Consider the following 19,848-nt stretch of genomic DNA (forward strand, 5'->3'; position numbering starts at 1 on the left):
GCGCCCGCCCGGCCGCGCGTCGCGGCGGGCGCCAACCCCCTTACGCATCCCAGGAGTTGCACCATGTACGAACTCAGAGGCGTCACCAAGCGCTACAAGCGGGGCAAGGAGTCCGTCGACGCGCTCGACGGGGTCGACCTGACGATCGGGGACGGTGACCGGCTCGTCATCCAGGGCCCCACCGGCGGCGGCAAGTCCACCCTGCTGCAGATGCTCGGCGGACTCGACCGGCCCACCTCCGGAAGCGTCGAACTCGACGGTACGGATCTCGCCAGGCTGTCCGAGAGCAAGCTCACCAAGGTACGCAGCGAGAACATCGGATTCGTCTTCCAGAGCTTCAACCTCATTCCCACGCTCACCGCCCAGGAGAACGTGGAAACCGCCCTCGTACCCCTGAAGCTGAAGGTGAAGGACCGGCGCGAACGGGCCGCCGCGGCACTGGATTCCGTGGGGCTCGCCGAGCGGCTCGGGCATCTGCCGGCCGAACTGTCCGGCGGTCAGCAGCAGCGCGTCGCGATCGCCCGTGCCCTGGTCAAGCAGCCCAAGGTGCTCCTCGCCGACGAACCGACCGGAAACCTCGACGAGTCCATGCGCGACGAGATCATGGACGTACTCGAAACCATGTGGAAGGAGCACGGGCTCACTTTCATCATGGTTACGCACGATTCGGCGATCGCGAAAAAGGCCCCCCGGCTCGCCACGATCCGCAAGGGAAAGATCACCGTGAAGGAAAACGCGAACTCATAACAGCCGTCTCACTATTGAGCGCCTGTTCACCCCCCGGCATACTGAGTATTCCGGGGGGTTACGCGCGAGCATGCGTACGGGACATCCCCTGGCCGGATGAACGGGGATTCATCCCGGACCTGCATCTCCAGGGGGAGACTTGCGCAGACAAGTGAAAAGAGCGTGCGTGGCCACGATCGCCGCGGCGGCAGCCGTGGCCCTGGCGGCGGGCATGACCAGCCCGGCGTCGGCGGAGGCCGGGCCCACGGCCGCCGACTCGGCCGTGCCGACCACGCCCAAGCACCGCATCACCCTGATCACCGGCGACCGTGTGGTCGTCGACGCCAAGGGCCGCGTCGTCGGCCTGGAGCGCGCCAAGGGCCGCGAGGGGATACCCGTCCAGATCCGCACGACCGGCGGGCACACGCTCGTCGTGCCGGCCGACGCCGCGCGGCTGATCGCCTCCGGCAAGCTCGACCAGCGGCTCTTCGACGTCACCGAGCTCAACAAGTCGGCCAACCGCAAGGCCCAGAAGCAGGGCCTCAAGCTGATCGTCGGCTACCGCGGCGCGGCAGCGGCGGCCAAGGCCGACGTCCGTGACGCCGGCGACACCAAGGTCCGCCGGACCCTCAAGTCACTGAACGCGGACGCGGTCCTGACGCCGAAGACCGACGCGAGCGACCTCTGGGACGCGGTCACCGACAAGCAGGGCGGCAACGCGCGCACCGCGTCCGGCATCGCCCATGTGTGGCTCGACGGCGTCCGCAAGGCCAGCCTCGACAAGTCCGTCAAGCAGATCGGCGCCGACAAGGCCTGGGCCGCCGGGTTCGACGGCAAGGGCGTCAAGATCGCCGTCCTCGACACGGGTGTCGACACGACCCACCCGGACCTCAAGGACCAGGTCGTCGCCGAGAAGAACTTCTCCGCCGCTCCGGACGCGACCGACAAGTACGGCCACGGCACGCACGTCGCGTCCATCGCGGCCGGTACGGGCGCCAAGTCCGCGGGCAAGTACAAGGGCGTCGCACCGGGCGCCCAGCTGCTCAACGGCAAGGTCCTCGACGACAACGGTTTCGGCGACGACTCCGGCATCCTCGCCGGCATGGACTGGGCGGCCGAGCAGGGCGCCGACGTCGTGAACCTCAGCCTGGGCGGCGGTGACACCGCGGAGATCGACCCGCTCGAGGCCCAGGTGAACAAGCTGTCGGCCGAGAAGGGCATCCTCTTCGCGATAGCCGCCGGCAACTCCGGCCAGTTCGGCGAGCAGACGGTCGGCTCCCCGGGCAGCGCGGCGGCCGCACTCACCGTCGGCGCCGTGAACGACAGCGACAAGCTGGCCGACTTCTCCAGCACCGGACCCGGCCTCGACGGCGCCATCAAGCCCGATGTGACCGCACCCGGCGTGGACACCACCGCCGCCTCGGCCAAGGGCAGCATCATCGCCCAGGAGGTCGGCGAGAACCCCGCCGGCTACGTCACCATCTCGGGTACGTCGATGGCGACCCCGCATGTCGCGGGCGCCGCCGCCATCCTCAAGCAGCAGCACCCGGACTGGAAGTACACCGAGCTCAAGGCCGCGCTGACCGGCTCCGCCAAGGGCGGCAAGTACACGCCGTTCCAGCAGGGTTCGGGCCGCATCCAGGTCGACAAGGCCATCAAGCAGACCGTGATCGCCGAACCGTCGTCCGTGAGCTTCGGCATCCAGCAGTGGCCGCACACCGACGACACCCCGGTCACCGAGAAGATCACGTACAGGAACCTCGGCACGGCCGACGTCACGCTGAGCCTCTCCGCGACCGCCACCAACCCGAAGGGCCAGGCCGCTCCGGCCGGCTTCTTCACCCTCGGCGCCAAGACGGTGACCGTCCCGGCGGGCGGCGGCACGGCCTCCGTCGACCTCACGGTCAACTCCAAGCTGGGCGGCACGGTCGACGGCGCCTACTCCGCGTACGTGACCGCGACCGGCGGCGGCCAGAGCGTCCGCACGGCGGCTGCGGTGCAGCGGGAGGTGGAATCGTACGACGTCAAGCTCACGCACATCGGCAAGGACGGCCAGCCCGCGCCGAACTACCTCACCGACCTGATCGGCTACTCGGGCCTGGGCAAGGACCGGGGCTTCCCCGCGCCGGAGAGCTCCGGCACGGTGACCGTGCGGGTACCCAAGGGCACGTACCTGCTGGACTCCTGGCTGGCGAAGGACTTCGTCACCCTCGAAGGCGGCCTCGACTGGCTGCTCCAGCCGAAGCTGAACGTCACCAAGAACCTCTCGGTGACCCTCGACGCCCGTAAGACCAAGGCGGCCGACATCACGGTGCCGGACGCGAACGCGAAGCCGCTGTCCGCGATGGTCTCGTACATGTACGCGCCTGCCGGGTTCGGTCTCGGCGTGGGCCTCGAATCGTTCGCCGACCTGCGCCTGGCGCACGTCGGCGGGGACGTCACGGGTCTGACCCAGACCTGGGGCGGCCAGTGGGCCAAGGGAGCCGACGCCGAGTACGACGTGGCGACCACGGCCAAGGTCAAGCGGTTCCAGGGCGACAAGGTCCGGCACTTCAAGGCCGGCGAGTTCGCCACGGTCAAGAACAACCTCGGTGCCTCCACCTCCGGCAAGACCGGTGCGCTCATCCCGGTCGGCGAGCTGCCCGAGGACTTCACCGTGGGCGTCCCCGTCGAGCAGAAGCTCCAGGCACCCCGGACGGTGTACGTCTCGACGGGCGAGAAGATCAAGTGGGGCTTCGAGTTCGAGCAGTACGGCGCCAAGGACGAGAACGGCGACCCGACCCTCGAAGCCTTCTACACGCTGGGCAACCCGCAGACCTTCAAGGCCGGCAAGAAGTACGAGAAGACGTTCAACACGGCCGTCTTCGGGCCGCGCGTCAGCTCGTCCTACGGTCTCTTCCGCGACGGCAACGACATCTACGGCTACCTGCCGCTGTTCGCCGACGGCCAGACGCACGCGGGCCAGTCGCTCTTCTCCTCGGTGTCCACCACGCTGTACCGCAACGGCACCAAGGTCGGCTCGCACGACGACCCGCTGCTCGGTTCGAAGGCGTTCACGGTCCCGTCCGCGGAGGCCGAGTACAAGCTGACCACCTCGGTCAAGCGGAGCGTCAAGGTTGCGGCGGCCTCCACCCGCATCGACGCCAGCTGGACCTTCCGCTCCAAGAAGGTCACCAGCGCCAAGCTGCCCACCTCCTCCGTCCGCTTCAACGCGGCCGTCGGACTGGACAGCAAGGCACCGGCCGACAAGAAGGTCTCCGTCCCGGTGACCGTCCAGGGCTCGGCCGCCGGCAAGAACCTCAAGTCGCTGTCGGTGTACGTGTCCTACGACTACGGCCAGACCTGGAAGAAGGTCACCGTCAAGAACGGCAAGATCGGCGTGACGAACCCGGCCAAGGGCAAGGGCATCTCGTTCCACGCGAAGATCACCGACAAGAAGAACAACAAGTCGACGATCTCGATCTACAACGCGTACTACGGGAAGTGAGCCGGCGGGGTCGGTCCTCAGGACCGACCCTCAAGGCTGGTCCTGAGGTTCGCTGAACGCTGACTGATGCGAACGGCCCGTCGGAAGTGCAGCTTCCGCGGGCCGTCCGTGTTTGTGTGGGGGCATGACAGCGCACACCGTTGAGTACATCCGGTACCGCATTCCCGAGCAGCAGTCGGCGGGGTTCCTCGCCGCCTACACCCGGGCCGCCGCCCAGCTCGCCGCGGCCCCGCAGTGTGTCGACTACGAACTGGCGCGCTGCGAGGAGGACTTCGAGCACTTCGTGCTGCGCATCACCTGGACCTCCACCGAGGACCACATCGAGGGCTTCCGCAAGTCCGAGCTCTTCGAGGAGTTCCTCGCCGAGATCCGGCCGTACATCAGCTCCATCGAGGAGATGCGGCACTACAAACCGACGACGGTACGGGGTACGGGGGCGTCCGTGCCCACCCTGTACGTCTGGGCCGGGGGTGCCGAGGCCTTCGACCGGCTCACCGAGGTCTTCTACGACAAGGTCCTCAAGGACGACGTCCTCGCGCCCGTCTTCGAGGGGCTCGCTCCCGAGCACGCGGCGCATGTCGCGCTGTGGCTCGGGGAGGTGTTCGGGGGGCCGGCCGGGTACTCCGAGACGCAGGGTGGGCACGGGCACATGGTCGCGAAGCATCTCGGGAAGGGGATCACGGAGGTGCAGCGGCGGCGGTGGGTGAACCTTCTTCAGGACGCGGCGGATGATGCGGGGCTTCCGTCCGACGCCGAGTTCCGCTCGGCGTTCGTGGCGTACGCGGAGTGGGGGACTCGGCTTGCCGTCTACTTCTCGGGCCCGGACGCGGTGCCTCCGGCGGAGCAGCCGGTTCCCAAGTGGACGTGGGGCTCGGCACCGCCGTACCAGGGCTGACATCCGACCGGGTTTTTCTCGCCCCCGCCGCCCCTACCCATTCCCGTCCCTTACTCGGGGGCTCCGCCCCCGAACCCCCGCTCCTCAAACGCCGGAGAGGCTGGATTTTCGTGGCCTGGGTCGACACCTTCAGCCCGTCCGGCGTTTGAGGACGAGGCCGTTCAGGCCGAAAGCGGGGGTCTGGGGGCGGCAGCCCCCAGGGACGGGACGGGTAGGGGCGGCGGGGGCGAAAAAACCTACGACTGGGGCGTCGACGTGCCCGCGCGGGTCGCGTCCGTGCCCCAGCTTGCCAGGAGGCGGAGGGCGTCGGCGGAGGGGGAACCCGGTTCGGCGTGGTAGGTGATCATGGATTGTTCGTCGTCGTCGACGAGTCGGAAGGACTCGAAGGAGAGGGTCAGCTCGCCCACCAGGGGGTGATGCAGACGCTTCACGCCGTGGCTCTTCTCCTTGACGTCGTGCGTAGCCCAGAGCCGACGGAACTCCTCGCTCTTCACGGACAGCTCACCCACCAGCGCGGACAGCCGCGGATCGTCAGGGTGGCACCCCGCGTCCATCCGCAGAAAACTCACCATGTCGGAAGCCTTCTGCTCCCACTCCACGAACAGCTCGCGATACTCGGGCTTGAGGAACACCATCCGCGCCCAGTTCCGCTCCTGCGGCGGCACCTCCGCCCAGTCCCCGAAGACGGCCGCGGCCATCCGGTTCCAGACGAGAATCTCCGACCGCCGCCCCACGACATACGCGGGCACCCCGTCGAACGTGTCGATCAGCTCCCGCAGAGCGACCCGCACCTGCTGCGGCCGGACCGACGGCTTCTTCTTGTGCTGCTTCGGCTTCGCGAGATGCGTGAGATGCGCGTGCTCGGCCCCGGTCAGCCGCAGAGCGCGCGCGATCGAGTCGAGCACCTCCGCGGACACGTTCCGCCCGTTGCCCTGCTCAAGCCGTGTGTAGTACGCCACGGACACCCCGGCCAGCTGCGCCAGCTCCTCGCGGCGCAGCCCGGGCACCCGGCGATGCCGCCCGAAGTCCGGCAGCCCCACGTCCTCCGGCTTCAGCCGGGCCCGGCGCGTGCGCAGGAACTCGCTGAGCTCGGCACGCCGGTCCAGCGGCCGCCCCGCGGGCTCCTGAGAGGGCTGTTCATCCATACGTCCAGTATTCATGGTCGTACGCATACGAACCTGCCCCCATCAGTAGTAGGACCAGCGAACGTACGCAAAGCCGTGGTCTGGGTGACTTCCCGGACGAGGAGCAGGCTGGAGGCCGTGCCCGGCCGGAAGGCAGGCCGGGCGCAGAAACCCCTCCTTAGGAGAACCCCCGGCATGACCACTGTCGCCGCATACGCCGCTCCCGCCGCCAAGGCTCCGCTGGAGCGCACGACCATCGAGCGTCGCCCGGTCGGCGAGCACGACGTTCTGATCGAGATCAAGTTCGCCGGCATCTGTCACTCCGACATCCACCAGGCCCGCGAGGGCTGGGGCGAGGCCATCTTCCCGATGGTCCCCGGCCACGAGATCGCCGGCATCGTCACCGAGGTCGGCACGGGCGTCACCAAGTTCGCCGTCGGCGACCGCGTGGGCGTGGGCTGCATGGTCGACTCCTGCCGCGAGTGCGAGAACTGCAAGGCGGGCCTGGAGCAGTACTGCACCCAGGGCAACGTCGGCACGTACAACGCCGTCGGCAAGGACGGCGAGCCCACCTACGGCGGCTACTCGACGCACATCGTCGTCGACGAGGCCTTCACCGTCCGTATCCCCGAGGGCCTGGCCCTCGACGAGGCCGCGCCGCTGCTGTGCGCCGGCATCACCACGTACTCCCCGCTCAAGCACTGGAACGCCGGTCCCGGCAAGAAGGTCGCCGTCCTCGGCATGGGCGGTCTCGGCCACATGGGCGTCAAGATCGCGCACGCCCTCGGTGCCGAGGTGACCGTTCTCTCGCAGTCCCTGCGCAAGAAGGACGACGGGCTGAAGCTGGGCGCCGACCACTACTACGCGACCAGCGACCCGAAGACCTTCCAGGAGCTGCGCGGTTCCTTCGACCTGATCCTGTCCACCGTGTCCGCCCCGCTGGACCTGGACACCTTCCTGTCCCTCCTCAAGACGGACGGCGCCTTCGTGAACGTGGGCGCGCCCGAGGAGCCGGTCTCCCTGAACCTCTTCTCGGTGATCGGTGGCCGTAAGACCCTTGCGGGCTCCGGGATCGGTGGCATTCAGGAGACCCAGGAGATGCTGGACTTCTGTGCCGAGCACGGGTTCGGGGCGGAGATCGAGCTGATCAGCGCGAGCGAGATCAACGAGGCGTACGAGCGGGTGCTCAACAGTGATGTGCGGTATCGGTTCGTGATCGACGCCGCGACGATCTAGCGCTGCGTTTTAGCTCCGCGTTTTAGCTCCGCTGGGGTGGGGGTGGGGTTCGGGTGCGGGTTTGTTGTGGCTGGGCGCGCAGTTCCCCGCGCCCCTAGAGGACGGGGCTTCGCCCCTGTCCCCGGCCCTTTCCTCCGGCCAGGAGCCATAGCAAGTACGGGCCCCCCACCAACGCCGTCAATGCCCCCACTGGGATCTCCAGCGGGGGCATCAGCGTGCGGGCCGCCACGTCGGCCGCTACCAGGATCACCGAACCCGTCAACGCCGATGCCGCCAGCGGGAGTTGGGGGGTGCGGGTCAGGCGGCGGGCCAGTTGGGGGGCCGTCAGGGCTACGAAGCCGATGGGGCCCGCCGCTCCCGTGGCGGTTGCCGCGAGGATCACGCCGAGGACGGTCAGGGCGAGCTGGGTCCGGTGTACGCGGACGCCCAGTGCGGAGGCCGTGTCGGGGTCGAGGCCGAGCGGTCGCAGGGCTCGGTTCGCCCACACCAGGGCGGGCAGGGAGAGGAGGAGTACCCCGGCGAGGGGTACCGCCTGTTCCCAGCCGCGGCCGTTGAGGCTGCCGGTCAGCCACAGCTTGACCTGCTCGGCCGCGCCCAGCTCGCTCTCCGTGAGATACAGCTGGACGACCGCGGAGAGGGCCACCCCGATGCCGACCCCGGTCAGCACGAACCGGCTGGGCTGCATGCCGTGCCGCCAGGCCAGTACGTACACGAGCGCCGCGGCCCCCAGACCGCCCGCGACGGAGACCGCCGGGAGCGCGCCGGGGGAGGCGACCGTTCCCGTGGCGAGCGCCAGGACCGTCGCGGCGGCGGCCCCGTGACCGACGCCGATGACGTCCGGGCTGGCCAGCGGATTGCGGGTCACGGTCTGGACGAGTGCCCCGGAGAGCCCGTACGCGGCGCCGACCAGCGCGCCGAGCACGATCCGCGGGACGCGCAGCTCCCCGACGATCAGGTCGTACGGGCCACCGTGGCCGCGCAGGACCCGCCAGACCTCGCCCGGCGACACGTACGTCTGCCCGACGCACGCCGCGAGCACCATCACGCCGGCCAGTACGAGCAGGAGTACGGCGACGACTGCCGCCGAGCGGCGGTGCAGGAGCAGGGAGAAGGAGCGGCGGCGGAGGACCGACAGGCCTGCCGAGTGGGGGTAGATGGGGTCCGAGGACGGGTCCGGGGACGGGGACTGTTTTGGGGGCGTCGGCTGTTCGGACGGGCGCCGCGATGCCGTTGTCATGAAGCCGCCCCCTTTCGGCGTACGAGAACGACCAGGACCGGCACGCCCACGAGGGCCGTCATCACTCCGGCCGGTACCTCCGTGGGGGCGCGGACCACCCGTCCCGCGACGTCCGCCGCGAGCAGCAGGGCCGCCCCGAGCAGGGCGGAGAGCGGCAGGGTCCAGCGGTGGCCGCCCGAGACGAGGCGGCGGGCCAGGTGCGGTACGGCGAGGCCGATGAAGGCGATCGGCCCGGCGGCGGCCACGGCGGCGGCGGTCAGGACGGTCGCGCCGAGTGCCGCGCAGACCCGTACGCGCTGGACCTTGTGGCCCAGCGCACGCGCGGTGTCGTCGCCGAGGGCGAGCGCGTCCAGGCCGCGGGCGCAGCCGAGCACCAGCAGCGCGCCCGCGACGAGGAAGGGCAGCATCTGCTCGACCGTCCCCGCGTCGCGTCCGCTGAGCGCGCCCACCTGCCAGAACCTGAACTGGTCCAGCGTCGCCGAACTCGACGTCAGGACCACGGTGGTGGCCCCGCCGACCATCGCGGACAGCGCGGTCCCGGCGAGCGCGAGCTTGACCGGCGAGGCGCCGCCCCGGCCGCGCGAGGCGACGGCGTACACCAGGCAGGCGGCGACGACCGCGCCCACGAAGGCGAACCAGACGTAGCCGCCGAAGCCGTTCGCCAGTCCGCCCGTGATCGCGAACACCACGCCGGCCGCGGCGCCCTGGCTCAGCCCGAGGATTCCGGGGTCGGCCAGCGGATTGCGGGTGACGGCCTGCAGCGCCGCCCCCGCGACGCCGAGCGCGGCCCCCGCGGTGAGCCCGACGGCGGTTCGGGGCAGCCGCAGCGACCGTACGACCAACGCGTCCCGCGAGCCTCCGCCGTGAAGCAGCGCGTCGAGCACGGCGGACAGCGGAACCTGCCGGGTGCCGACGGCGAGGCTGAGGGCCACCGCGACGAGGGTGAGGAGGAGGGCGACCACCAGCCAGGAGGCGCGTACGGAGGCGCGGGAGCTGCGTACGGAGGCGCCGGAGGTGCGTACGGTCGCGGTGCGCGCGGTCACTTGCTCTCGGACCTACTTGCCGAGTGACTCGGTGAGCTGCTTCACGACCAGATCGGCCGCCGTGGGGCCCGCGTTGAGGTACCAGGGGTCGTCGTCGACCTTGACGGCGTGTCCGGCCTCGACGGCCTTCATCGACTTCCAGAGGGGCCCGGCGAGGACGCTGCCGGCGTCGGTCTTGTCCTGCGCGCCCTGCACGGAGTAGAAGATCCAGTCGCCGTCCGCCACATCGATGCTCTCGGCGCCGATGTCCTCCGAAATGGCCTTGAACTGCTGGGACTTGGGCCGCCCGATCCCCATGTCGACGGCGATCGAACCGGTGAAGGAGGAGACGCCGAACATCCGGGTCCGGTCGGGCGTGAACCGCAGCATGGAGACGGCGGTGTTCTTCCCGTCGACCTTCGTGCCCGCCGCGGCTGCCTCGTCCGCGTGCTCGTCGAGGAGCTTCTGCGCCTGCTCGCCCTTGCCGACCGCGTCGCCGACGAGCAGCAGGTCCCGCTTCCAGTTGATGCCGTTGCCCGCGGTGATCACGGTCGGGGCGATCTTCGACAGCTTGGGGTAGAGGTCGCCGAGCGAGTCGTTGGCGAGGATGAGATCGGGCTTGGCGGTGGCCAGCGTTTCGAGGTTGGGCGCGGCCCGGGTCCCCGCGTCGGTCATCTTCGCGAGCTGCTTCTTGTACTGGGGGAAGGCGTCGGCGAGGTAGTCCGGTACGAGTCCGGCGTTGTCGGCGCGGGTGGTGGCGGTCGGCAGGACCCCCAGGGTGAGTACGTCGTCCAGCTGCCCGGTGCTGAGCACGGCTATCCGCTTCGGCGCGGCCTCGATCTCCGTCTTGCCCTTGAAGTGGCTGACGGTACGGGGGAATTCGCCGTCGGCCGCCTTCGTACCCATGCCGTCGGCGAGGGCGCTGGGCGCGGCGGAGGGGCCCTCGGAGGCGCCGGCGACGGGGTTGCGGGCGCCCTTGCCGCCGGCCGCGTCGCCCGCACTGTTCTTGCCGCTGTCCGACGACGCGCATCCGGCCATCAGTCCGCCGACCACGGTCACTGCCAGGACGGCGTTCAATCCCGATGTGCGCACGACTCTCTCCGATTTTTCGATCTATAAGGCAAGGCTTACCTTATCCCGCCTTCCGGAGTGGCCACTTCCGGGGCTGCGCGTGCGTCGCGGGGGCGCCTAGCGTGGAAGGGATACGCGAGGAAAGGTTGTACGCACGATGACTGTCGAGCTGAACCACACGATCGTCGCCGCCCACGACAAGAAGACCTCGGCCCGGTTCCTCGCCGGCATCCTCGGCCTGGAGGTGAGCCCGCAGTACGGCCCGTTCATCCCGGTCCGGATCCCGAACGGCGTGACCCTCGACTACATGGACGCGACCGGGCCCATCCCGCCCCAGCACTACGCGTTCCTGGTCTCGGAGGACGACTTCGACACGATCTTCGCCCGCATCCGGGACGCGGGTCTGACCTACTGGGCGGACCCCTTCCACCGCCACGTCGACGAGATCAACACGAACGACGGTGGCCGCGGCACGTACTTCGACGACCCGAACGGCCACAACCTGGAGATTCTTACGCGGCCTTATGGGAGTGGGGGGCTGGGGTAGGGGACGTCAGTGGACGGTCTTCGCCGCCCACAGCACGGCCTCGCCGGACTTGATCACGACGTTGCCGTCGGCCTGGAGGACCAGGACCGCTCCCGGGTGGCCGAACGTCTGCGAGGCCCACACGGGTTTCCCGGCGCTGTTGTGGACCACCAGATTGCCGTCGTCCTGGAAGCGGGCGGTGTTGCCGGTGCCGGAGGTCGCGGCGGCCCAGAGGGGGCGGTCCTGCTTGTCGGTGATCACGAGGTTGCCGTCCCGCTGCATGACCAGCTTCGTCTTGGTGGTCTGCACGGACTCTCCGACGCCCAGGTCGTACACGGCCTCCAGGATCCTGCGTACCGGGCTCGCCGGCTTCACCGGCTTCGTGGCCTCGGCCGACGCCGAGGGTCGTGTCTTCGCGCCGCCGGAGGAGTCGTCCGACGCGTCGGAACCCGAACCGGAGCCGCGCATACCGGCGTACGCGGCGACCGAGACGGCAGCCACGGCGACGACGGCCGCCGCGGTGACGGCGACGACCTGCCAGAGGGGGCGCCGGCGTCTCTCGGGCGTGCCGGGGGCGGCCGCCAGGACGGTGCTGCCCCGGGTCGGCCCGCCTGCCGGGTGACCGGGGCCGGGAGCCATGAGGGGCTGGGTCTGCTGGTGGTGCGGGAGGTATGGCTGCGGGTGGGTCTGTGAGCCGGGCGTGAGGTCGGGGCGCGGGTCGACGAGGGTGTGTGTCGGCTGCTCGTGCGCCGTCAGCTCCGTGGCGAGGGCCGGTGGGCGGACGTCCGGCCAGTCGCCGGTACGGGCGCCGATCTGCTCCAGGCGCTTGCCCAGCTCGGCCGCGGTGGGGCGGTCGCCCGGGGCCTTGGCCAGACATGAGGCGAGTACGGGGACCAGGGTCGGCGGAACGCCCTGGAGGTCGGGCGCCTCGTGGACGGCCCGGTAGACCAGGGCGGCCATGGCCACGTTCTCCTGCGGGCGTGCGAACGGGCCGTGGCCGGTGGCGGCGTACACCAGGACGGCGGCCAGCGAGAACACGTCGGCGGGCTCGGCCGGCACACCACCGACGGCCTGGTCCGGCGCGAGAAAGCCGGGCGAACCGAGCACTCCGCCGACCTGGGTGTGCCGGGGGTCGTCGGCGGCCCGGGCGATGCCGAAGTCGATCAGCCGCGGACGGTCGCGGGCCAGCAGGACGTTGCCCGGCTTCACGTCCCGGTGCGTGAGGTCGGCCTGGTGCACCGACTGCAGCGCGCCGCACAGTTCGGCGGCGAGCGAGAGGACCGCGGCCTCGGGCAGCGGCCCGTGCCGTGCCACCCATTCGTCGAGCGACGGCGCCGGTACGTACTCGGTGGCCAGCCACTGCGGACGCTGGCCCGGCGGGCTGTAGTCCACGACGGTCACCGTCCACGGCGAGCGCACCCGGTCGCTGTTGCGTATCTCGCGCGCGAACCGCTCCTCGAACCCCGGATCACTGCTGAGATCCTCACGGATCGTCTTCAGCGCCAGCAGACGCCCGGACGGCGTACGGGACAGGAACACCTGCCCCATGCCTCCCGCTCCGAGCCGGCTCAGTAGCGGGTAGCCGCCGATGGACGACGGATCCGAAGGCTGAAGGTTCTTCATGAAAGCTGCACCCCAGGGATCGGCCTCGCCGCTCCAACAACGCGTCGCGGCCTGGTAGTTGAATCGAGGAGCAGCGTAGTTGGCGGGGCGCGCGGAGGTGGGCCGAGTGAGCGTGTTGGGCCGGGTCTGTGCCGCGTTTGTGTCGGGCTTGTGGCGTGTCGGGGCGTGGCCGCCGTCCGGTGGGCGGGCTGCTCAGGGGTGGCCCACGATGCCCACGACCGCTGCCGACAGCCGCAGCACCTCCGCAGTGAGGCCGCCCGCTTCGAACGTACCGGTGACCTTCGCGGCGAGTTCGTCGAGACGTTCGTCGATGCGTTTGTCGATGCGTTCGTCGAGGCGCTCGCCCGGCGGCTCGTAGAACGCGTAGAGGGCGCCGCCCGGGGTCAAGAGGTGGGTGGCGAGGGCCAGTTCGGCGCGGGCGGGGCCGGTCCAGAACAGGTTGACGTTGATCGCGAAGATCTTGTCGAAGCGCCGGCCGGCGAGACCCGCGGCCGTCAGGCCGGGCTCGGTGAAGGCGGCCGTGGCGATCGTGGCCCGCCCGTCCCTGACCGAGTCCGCGTTGCGCCGTACGGCTCGTGCCGTGGCCGTCGCGGAACGGTCGACGGCCGTGATCGTGCCGGCGGTGAGCAGCGGACAGACCAGCCCGACCGCGACCCCGCCACCACAGCCGATCTCCAACAGCCGGTCGTCGGCCCGCACATCCAGCGCGGCAACCGCCTGCCTGATCCGCTCCGGTACTGCTGTGCCTGTCACGGGCGACGAGTGTAGGTCCACAACTTGGGCCGAAATGCCCCGTACGGGAGGGGAGTTGTGTTCGATAGCCTGCCCGGGCCGACGGCCGGGTGCTCGGGTCCTTGGGCGCGTGATCGTGTCGAAGTATCGATGTGCGGCCGTGGCAGCTGAGCGGTCGTCATGGGGGCGTGGCATGCGAGCGGTCGTCGTGGGAGCGGGTATCGGGGGACTGGCGGCGACGTTGAGCCTGCGCCGGGCCGGTCACGAGGTCACGCTGGTCGAGCAGGCGGCACGGTTCACCGAGATCGGTGCCGGGATCCAGCTCGCGCCCAACGCCACGCGTCTGCTGCGCCGGCTGGGCCTCCTCGACGCGATCGCCGCACAGGCCGCCCGCCCCTCCCACGTGAGCTTCCGCACCTGGTCCGACGGGGCCGAGATCTGCCGTTACGCGCTGGGCCGTGCGGCCGAGGACGCGTTCGGAGCGCCCTACCTGCTGCTCCACCGGGCCGATCTGCATCAGGCCCTGGCCGCCGCGGTGCCGCCGGCGTCGGTGCGCCTGAACAGCGTCGTCGTGGGCATCGACCAGGACGACGAGTCCGCCACCGTGACCACGGCGAGCGGCGAGCGCCTGCGCGCGGACCTGGTCGTGGCCGCCGACGGGATACGGTCGGCGGCCCGTCAGTGGCTCTTCGGCGCGGACGAGGCGGTCTTCTCCGGGACCGCCGCCTACCGGGCGCTGCTCCCGGCCCACGAGGTGGCCGATCTGGACCTGCCCGACCTCGGCATCTGGCTCGGTCCGGGCCGGCACTTCGTCCACTACTGGGTGCGTCGTGGGGAGCTGCTCAACGTCGTGGCCGTCGTCACGGCGGAGGCCAGGGCGGAGGCCAGGACGGAGGCCAAGGCGGAGGCCGAGACGGCGGCGGCCGAGTCGTGGACGGCTCGGGCGGAACCGGGCGAGCAGCTGCGCGAGTTCGACGGCTGGGACTCGCGGGTGCTCGACGTCCTCGAACGCGCGGGGCAGGTGTTCCGCTACGGCATCCATACGCGGGTGCCGCTCGCGCGGTGGAACATCGGCAGGGTGACCCTGCTGGGCGACAGCGCCCACGCGATGGTCCCGTTCCAGGCCCAGGGCGCGGCGCAGGCGATCATGGACGCGGCCGTACTCGGCGACGTCCTCACGGGCGCGACCCCGGCCGAGGTGCCCGACGCGCTCGACCGATACGTACGCCGGCGCCTGGCCACCGCCACCACCATGCAGGCCAACTCCGCGCGGGCGGGCGACGACTTCCACCTGCCGGACGGCCCCGAGGCCCAGGCACGGAACGCCCGCATGTCGGCGTACGCGGCCGAGCACGTCTTCCTGCCCCAGGCGACGGGGTGGGCGGTGGACGTCCTTGACGATCGGCGTTCTTGAGGATCGGCGATCGGCGTCCTTGACGAGCGACCACTATCGCGGGGTTGGGCCGGGGCTAGGCCGTCGTCGTCGGCATCATGACGTGCTGCTTGACGAGTTCGTACGACCTCAGCCGGTCGGCCAGTGAGTAGACGGGCGTTACGAGCATGAGTTCGTCCGCGCCGGTCAGGTCCACCAGGTCTGTCAGCTGTTTCGCGACGGTCTCGGGTGAGCCCTGGGCCTGGTGGGCGCGGAAGCCGGCCAGGAGCTGTGCCTCTTCCGCGGTGAACGAGTGGGCCGCTGCCTCCTCGCGCGTGGGGAAGGGGATGCCGCCTCGTCCCTTGAGGAGTCCGGCCTTGATGACGTCCATCGGGCCGACGAGCCGCGCCGCCTCCTCGTCCGTCTCGGCGCACACCGTCTCCACGCAGACCAGCACGCGCGGGCTCGCGCACCAGCGGGACGGGGAGAAGTGCTCGCGGTAGTGGGCGAGCGCGGCCAGGGTGTTGTCGGGACGGATGTGATGGGCGAAGGCGATCGGCAGTCCGAGTTCCGCGGCGAGCGCGGCACCGGCCGTGCTGGAGGACAGCAGCCATGGCTCCGGGAGCGGGTCCAGCCCGACCTCGTCCACCAGGAGACGCAGCGTCGACGACACGTCGTCGCGGTACTCGTCGTCCGTCGCCGGACCGGCCCCGCGCCGCAGGGCCCGCGCCGTGGATTCGTCGAACGTACCCGGGCCCCGGCCGATGCCCAGGTCGATCCGGCCCCCGTGCAGCGCGGCCAGCGTGCCGAACTGCTCCGCCAGCATGATCGGGGCGTGGTTCGGTGCGAGGACACCCCCGGAGCCGAGCCGGATGGACGCCGTCAACGCGGCGGCGTGGGCGGTCAGTACGACGGGCGGGAACGCTCCGATGGCCGGGGAATGGTGGTGCTCGGCGTACCAGAGCCGCAGATAACCGAGTTCTTCGACGCGTCGGGCGAACTCGGTGGTGTCTCGCAACGTGTCCTCGGCCGGAGTACCCGTCTGAACCATGGCCACTTCGAGCGCGCTGAGCGGAACGGTGATCATTGGGCCAGTATAGAAATCGTCCGTCACCTCCAACTTCCTTTGTACGTACGGTGGATCGGCCGCGTTGCCGACGGCTGCTGTGCCGACGGCCGACAGCCGACGGCCGGTGGGGTCGGTGGCCGGCGGGTTCGGCCGGTGAGGCCGTGGGGCGGTCAGACGGACGGGGCGGCGAAGTAGTGGCCCTTGTCGAGGTCGTCGAGGAGCCCGGGTCCGGTCGGCTGCCACCCCAGCAGTTCGCGGGTGTACGCACTGGAGACGGGGCTGTCCATGGCGAGGAAGGCGGCCAGCCAGGTGAAGTGCCCGGCCGCGTCGTCGGGGGAGACCGAGGCCACGGGCAGCCCGAGGTGCCGCCCGATCATCTCGGCGACGGCTCGTATCGGCACGCCCTGGTCCGCGATCGCGTGCAGCGTGGAGCCGGCCGGGGCGCTCTCCAGCGCGAGGCGGAAGAGGTGCGCGGCGTCGGACCGGTGCACGGCGGGCCAGCGGTTGGCGCCGTCGCCGATGTAGCCCGAGACGCCCTTCTCGCGGGCGATGCTCACCACGGTGGCCATGAAGCCGTGGTCCCCGTCGCCGTGCACGGTCGGAGGAAGCCGTACGACGGACGAGCGGACGCCGCGGTCCGCGAGGGCGGCCGTGGCGTGCGCGTTGGCCAGCCGCTTGGCGGGACCGGCGGCCCAGTGGCCGCCTACCGGGCCGGACGCCTGACCGTCCTGCTCGGTGGCGACCTGCCCCGGCGCCAGCCCGAGCGTCCCGGACGCGATGACGAACGGGCGGTCGGATCCGGATAGCACCTCGCCGAACGTGTCGATGGCGCGCCGGTCCGCGTCGGCCGCGTCCTCGAAGCCGCCGCTGAACGCGATGTCGTGCTTGAAGGCGAGGTGGATGACGCCGTCGGACTCGGCAGCCGCCTCGCGCAGGGTGTCGAGATCGTCGAGCGTGCCGCGGCGCACCTCGGCGCCGGCCTCGGCGAGAGCGGCGGCCGAGGCGTCCGAGCGGGCGAGCCCGACGACCTGGTGGCCGGCCCCGATGAGCTCCGGAACAACGGCCGAACCGATCCAGCCGGACGCGCCGGTGACGAACACACGCATGAGGAGAACCTCCGGGTAGGTCGACAGCCCTGGCCGCGAGCACACGGAATGCGCGGGATGCGCGGGATGTGCGCCCTGTGCGGCGACGAACGAGCCGACGATGTCAGTGACTGACATCAACCGTACACCTGATGTCAGTCACTGTCATCGCGTACGATCGGGGGTATGAGTCGATGGCAGCCGGACGCGCGCGGGCGGCTTGAGAAGGCGGCGCTGGACCTCTACAGCGAGCGCGGGTACGAGCAGACGACCGCCGCGCAGATCGCCGAGCGGGCCGGGCTGACCGAGCGGACGTTCTTCCGGCACTACGCCGACAAGCGCGAGGTCCTCTTCGGGGGGTCGCAGGCGCTGGAGCAGGCCTTCGTGGACACGCTCGCCGACATCCCGCACGTGGCCGCACCGATCGACGCGATGGCCACGACGCTGGAAACCGTCGCCGCCTTCTTCCTGGAGCGCCACGAGCACTCCCGGCGGCGCCAGGCCGTCATCGTGGCCAACGCGGAACTGCGCGAGCGCGAACTGATCAAGCTCGCGTCCCTGTCCGCGGCACTCGCCACCACACTCCGCCACCGCGGCGTCAAGGACCCGGCCGCGACCCTCACCGCGGAGGCGGGCATAACCGTCTTCAAGGTCGGCTTCGAACGCTGGGTCGCCGACGACGGGGACCGCCCCCTGGCGGACTTCCTGCGCGAATCACTCGACGAACTCAAGGTGGTGACGGGGGGCGGGTGAGCGTGGGCGGTCCTACTCCGCTTCGCCCGAAGGCTCAGGCGCTTCTGCCTGCTCGGGCTCGCCACGGCCGATCGTCATGGACCACCGCACCGACGAGGGCGCCTGAACGGAGACGGTGCCCTTCTTCTCCACTCCCGCGACGCTGACCTGGTTGTAAGTGCTGGTGCTGGTGCTGGTGCTGGTGCTTGCTTCGCTGTCGACGCATTCCAGCGTGAAGCCGACATTCACCGGCTTCACGGAGACCTCGATCTCCCCTTTGCCCTGGCACCGGACGGCGATGATCAGGGCATCACCTTTCTCGCCCTCGCCGAACTCGAAGGTGCCGCCACCACGGGTCTCACCGTGACGGGCGACGACGGTCTCGGAGTCGTCCAACTCGGGTGTCTTCACCGGGTCGGAGTCCGCGTCCGCGCTCGCGTTCGGGTCCGAGTCCGCGTTCGGGTCCGAGTCTCGTTCAGGGCTGGGGGAGGAGGCGGTTGCCGTTGTGCCGGGAGGAGCAGGCTCCGGAGTACTTGCGACGTCCGTCTCCTGATCGGACGTACAGGCAACTGCAAGCGCCAGCACGGCCATTGCGAGGCTCGATGCGATCAGCGGCGAGGCCGCTCTCGGAATTCGTATGACGGTTCCCCCCTGGTCGGACGAGCGGGGGCAACCGGTCGCGATGCCGCCGCCCGCGGTCACCTGATCTTGCAGCGCGTCACGTCGGCGAACAAGATCCCAGCGAAAACGCTGAGGGGAACGTGAGGTTCAGCTTCTGTCCGAGGCGGCCCACGCCACGTTCCAGGCGTGAGGGGGCGCGCCCTGGTCAAGGGCGCGCCCCCTGCGCACGGCTGGACCCGCTGCCTACTTGGCGCCGTTGGCGGCGAACGTCCAAACGGCACGGCTGCCCGGGCCGACGACGAGGTTCGAGTGGCCGATCTGTTCCACGTGCCGGTCCTTCACGGGCCGGTTGAGCGAGAACTCGAACTGCCGCAGCCCCGCCTGATCGCGTGGGACGGTGGTGAACCGGATCGTGGTGCCGCCACGCGACGCGACGACGCCACCGTCGCCCAGGGTCCGGACGGCGAACCCGCCGGCCCGCAGCAGCGGCACGTTGTCGGCGAGGTCGCCTTCGGTGACCGCGAGGTGGACGGAGGTCACGTCACGCATCAGATGGGTGCGGTAGTCGTCGGACAGGTAGCGCTCCCGGCCGACGTCACCGGGGAAGCTCGCCGGCTCGGTCTTGCCGCGCGGGTCGGCGAAGTACTCCGGCCGGTACTCCATCGCCCAGGCCCCGAACGCGTCGTACTCCGTGGTGGTGAGGATGGCGTCGAACCACGGCACGGGAACACCGTCACCGAAGTCACGCGTCTGGAGGAACTCGACCGGGTCGGCGACGCCCTCGTCCTTCAGCCGCTCGGTGACCGTCGCCAGGTCTCCCGCCCGCTCGGTCGAGAGGCCGAGCCCGGCGGAGCCGAGGGTGCCGTCCTGGCCGGCGATGTCACCGACTCCGAACAGTTCGAGGTAGGTCTCGCGACCCATCAGATAGCGGCCGGTCCAGGTCTGTCCGCCGGTACCGGTCGTCGTACGGACCTGGAAGTTGGCGAAGTCCCGCAGGTAGTCGGAGTGCTCGATGGCGTCGGCGGTCTCCCGGTCGAAGACTCCGTAGGAGTGGTTGTAGAACAGCAACTGCCGATCGCGCGCCGACGGGCCGTTCCCCTCGGCCTGCGCGATCCCCACACCACCCCCGACCGCACCGGCGAGGGCCACAGCGAACACGATGATCAACCGTAATGTCCGACGAATCAGCATGCGGGGGATCGTAGGGCGGGGAGTACACGGCTGCCGCCCATTTCGGACGAGGCCGAAATGACCGAAGCGTGACGTGGGCCGAGGCGCCGCTTCCCTGGC

At 70.4% G+C, this 19,848-nt stretch carries 17 protein-coding genes; 7 read left to right on the forward strand and 10 right to left on the reverse strand.

What is annotated here, in order from left to right:
* Positions 1 to 63 precede the first annotated feature (63 nt).
* The 3 genes from ACN20J_RS30980 (at position 64) to ACN20J_RS30990 (ending at position 5,108) form a co-directional block, all read left to right on the forward strand.
* Positions 64 to 747 carry an ABC transporter ATP-binding protein gene (locus tag ACN20J_RS30980; RefSeq protein WP_419667293.1) on the forward strand — a complete coding sequence of 228 codons (684 nt, stop codon included), beginning with the start codon at positions 64 to 66 and terminating at the stop codon, positions 745 to 747.
* A 211-nt stretch (positions 748 to 958) separates the two neighbouring features.
* Entirely contained in the window at positions 959 to 4,213 is a 3,255-nt protein-coding gene (locus ACN20J_RS30985; protein WP_189838413.1) for a S8 family peptidase, read from the forward strand.
* A 124-nt stretch (positions 4,214 to 4,337) separates the two neighbouring features.
* Positions 4,338 to 5,108 (forward strand): group II truncated hemoglobin, encoded by a 771-nt coding sequence (locus ACN20J_RS30990; protein ID WP_189837333.1) that lies wholly within the window; start codon positions 4,338 to 4,340, stop codon positions 5,106 to 5,108.
* A 236-nt stretch (positions 5,109 to 5,344) separates the two neighbouring features.
* On the opposite strand, the gene ACN20J_RS30995 is transcribed toward ACN20J_RS30990, so the two are convergent.
* A complete protein-coding gene (locus tag ACN20J_RS30995; protein WP_189837334.1) occupies positions 5,345 to 6,253 on the reverse strand; it encodes a helix-turn-helix transcriptional regulator in 909 nt (302 codons plus the stop codon).
* A gap of 174 nt (positions 6,254 to 6,427) precedes the next feature.
* On the opposite strand from ACN20J_RS30995, the gene ACN20J_RS31000 reads away from it, so the two are divergent.
* Positions 6,428 to 7,468, forward strand: a complete 1,041-nt coding sequence (locus tag ACN20J_RS31000) for an NAD(P)-dependent alcohol dehydrogenase (RefSeq protein ID WP_361902713.1) — start codon at positions 6,428 to 6,430, stop codon at positions 7,466 to 7,468.
* Between the two features lie 94 nt (positions 7,469 to 7,562).
* On the opposite strand, the gene ACN20J_RS31005 is transcribed toward ACN20J_RS31000, so the two are convergent.
* The 3 genes from ACN20J_RS31005 to ACN20J_RS31015 all read right to left on the reverse strand — a co-directional run bounded on the left by ACN20J_RS31005 (position 7,563) and on the right by ACN20J_RS31015 (position 10,819).
* Positions 7,563 to 8,705 (reverse strand): FecCD family ABC transporter permease, encoded by a 1,143-nt coding sequence (locus ACN20J_RS31005; protein ID WP_419667294.1) that lies wholly within the window; start codon positions 8,703 to 8,705, stop codon positions 7,563 to 7,565.
* Complete coding sequence (locus ACN20J_RS31010) at positions 8,702 to 9,670, reverse strand: FecCD family ABC transporter permease (protein ID WP_419668995.1); 969 nt, start codon at positions 9,668 to 9,670, stop codon at positions 8,702 to 8,704. Before ACN20J_RS31010 ends, ACN20J_RS31005 begins: the two co-directional genes overlap by 4 nt.
* 90 nt (positions 9,671 to 9,760) lie before the next feature.
* Positions 9,761 to 10,819 carry an ABC transporter substrate-binding protein gene (locus ACN20J_RS31015; protein ID WP_419667295.1) on the reverse strand — a complete coding sequence of 353 codons (1,059 nt, stop codon included), beginning with the start codon at positions 10,817 to 10,819 and terminating at the stop codon, positions 9,761 to 9,763.
* Positions 10,820 to 10,955: 136 nt separating this feature from the next.
* Between ACN20J_RS31015 and ACN20J_RS31020 the strand changes: the two genes are divergently transcribed.
* Positions 10,956 to 11,345 (forward strand): VOC family protein, encoded by a 390-nt coding sequence (locus ACN20J_RS31020; protein ID WP_362000801.1) that lies wholly within the window; start codon positions 10,956 to 10,958, stop codon positions 11,343 to 11,345.
* Positions 11,346 to 11,351: 6 nt separating this feature from the next.
* Here the strand turns inward: ACN20J_RS31020 and ACN20J_RS31025 are convergent, their stop codons facing one another.
* Entirely contained in the window at positions 11,352 to 12,947 is a 1,596-nt protein-coding gene (locus ACN20J_RS31025; RefSeq protein WP_419667296.1) for a protein kinase domain-containing protein, read from the reverse strand.
* A 192-nt stretch (positions 12,948 to 13,139) separates the two neighbouring features.
* Positions 13,140 to 13,700 (reverse strand): SAM-dependent methyltransferase, encoded by a 561-nt coding sequence (locus ACN20J_RS31030; protein ID WP_419667297.1) that lies wholly within the window; start codon positions 13,698 to 13,700, stop codon positions 13,140 to 13,142.
* A gap of 172 nt (positions 13,701 to 13,872) precedes the next feature.
* On the opposite strand from ACN20J_RS31030, the gene ACN20J_RS31035 reads away from it, so the two are divergent.
* The gene (locus tag ACN20J_RS31035) at positions 13,873 to 15,093 is read left to right on the forward strand and encodes an FAD-dependent monooxygenase (RefSeq protein WP_419667298.1); all 1,221 of its coding nucleotides are present in this window, start codon (positions 13,873 to 13,875) and stop codon (positions 15,091 to 15,093) included.
* A 55-nt stretch (positions 15,094 to 15,148) separates the two neighbouring features.
* Here the strand turns inward: ACN20J_RS31035 and ACN20J_RS31040 are convergent, their stop codons facing one another.
* Both ACN20J_RS31040 and ACN20J_RS31045 read right to left on the reverse strand, forming a co-directional pair.
* Positions 15,149 to 16,138: an LLM class flavin-dependent oxidoreductase gene (locus tag ACN20J_RS31040; RefSeq protein WP_364194941.1), complete on the reverse strand. Its 990-nt coding sequence runs from the start codon at positions 16,136 to 16,138 to the stop codon at positions 15,149 to 15,151.
* 152 nt (positions 16,139 to 16,290) lie between these two features.
* The gene (locus tag ACN20J_RS31045; protein ID WP_419668996.1) at positions 16,291 to 17,226 is read right to left on the reverse strand and encodes an SDR family oxidoreductase; all 936 of its coding nucleotides are present in this window, start codon (positions 17,224 to 17,226) and stop codon (positions 16,291 to 16,293) included.
* 165 nt (positions 17,227 to 17,391) lie between these two features.
* Between ACN20J_RS31045 and ACN20J_RS31050 the strand changes: the two genes are divergently transcribed.
* On the forward strand, positions 17,392 to 17,958 hold the full coding sequence (locus ACN20J_RS31050; protein ID WP_361916814.1) for a TetR/AcrR family transcriptional regulator: 567 nt from the start codon (positions 17,392 to 17,394) through the stop codon (positions 17,956 to 17,958).
* A gap of 12 nt (positions 17,959 to 17,970) precedes the next feature.
* Here the strand turns inward: ACN20J_RS31050 and ACN20J_RS31055 are convergent, their stop codons facing one another.
* Entirely contained in the window at positions 17,971 to 18,333 is a 363-nt protein-coding gene (locus ACN20J_RS31055) for a hypothetical protein (RefSeq protein WP_419667299.1), read from the reverse strand.
* Between the two features lie 468 nt (positions 18,334 to 18,801).
* Positions 18,802 to 19,725: a DUF5829 family protein gene (locus tag ACN20J_RS31060; RefSeq protein WP_361916808.1), complete on the reverse strand. Its 924-nt coding sequence runs from the start codon at positions 19,723 to 19,725 to the stop codon at positions 18,802 to 18,804.
* Positions 19,726 to 19,848 lie beyond the last annotated feature (123 nt).

This window comes from Streptomyces sp. 2-1, from assembly GCF_048564895.1.
GTDB lineage: Bacteria > Actinomycetota > Actinomycetes > Streptomycetales > Streptomycetaceae > Streptomyces > Streptomyces phaeochromogenes.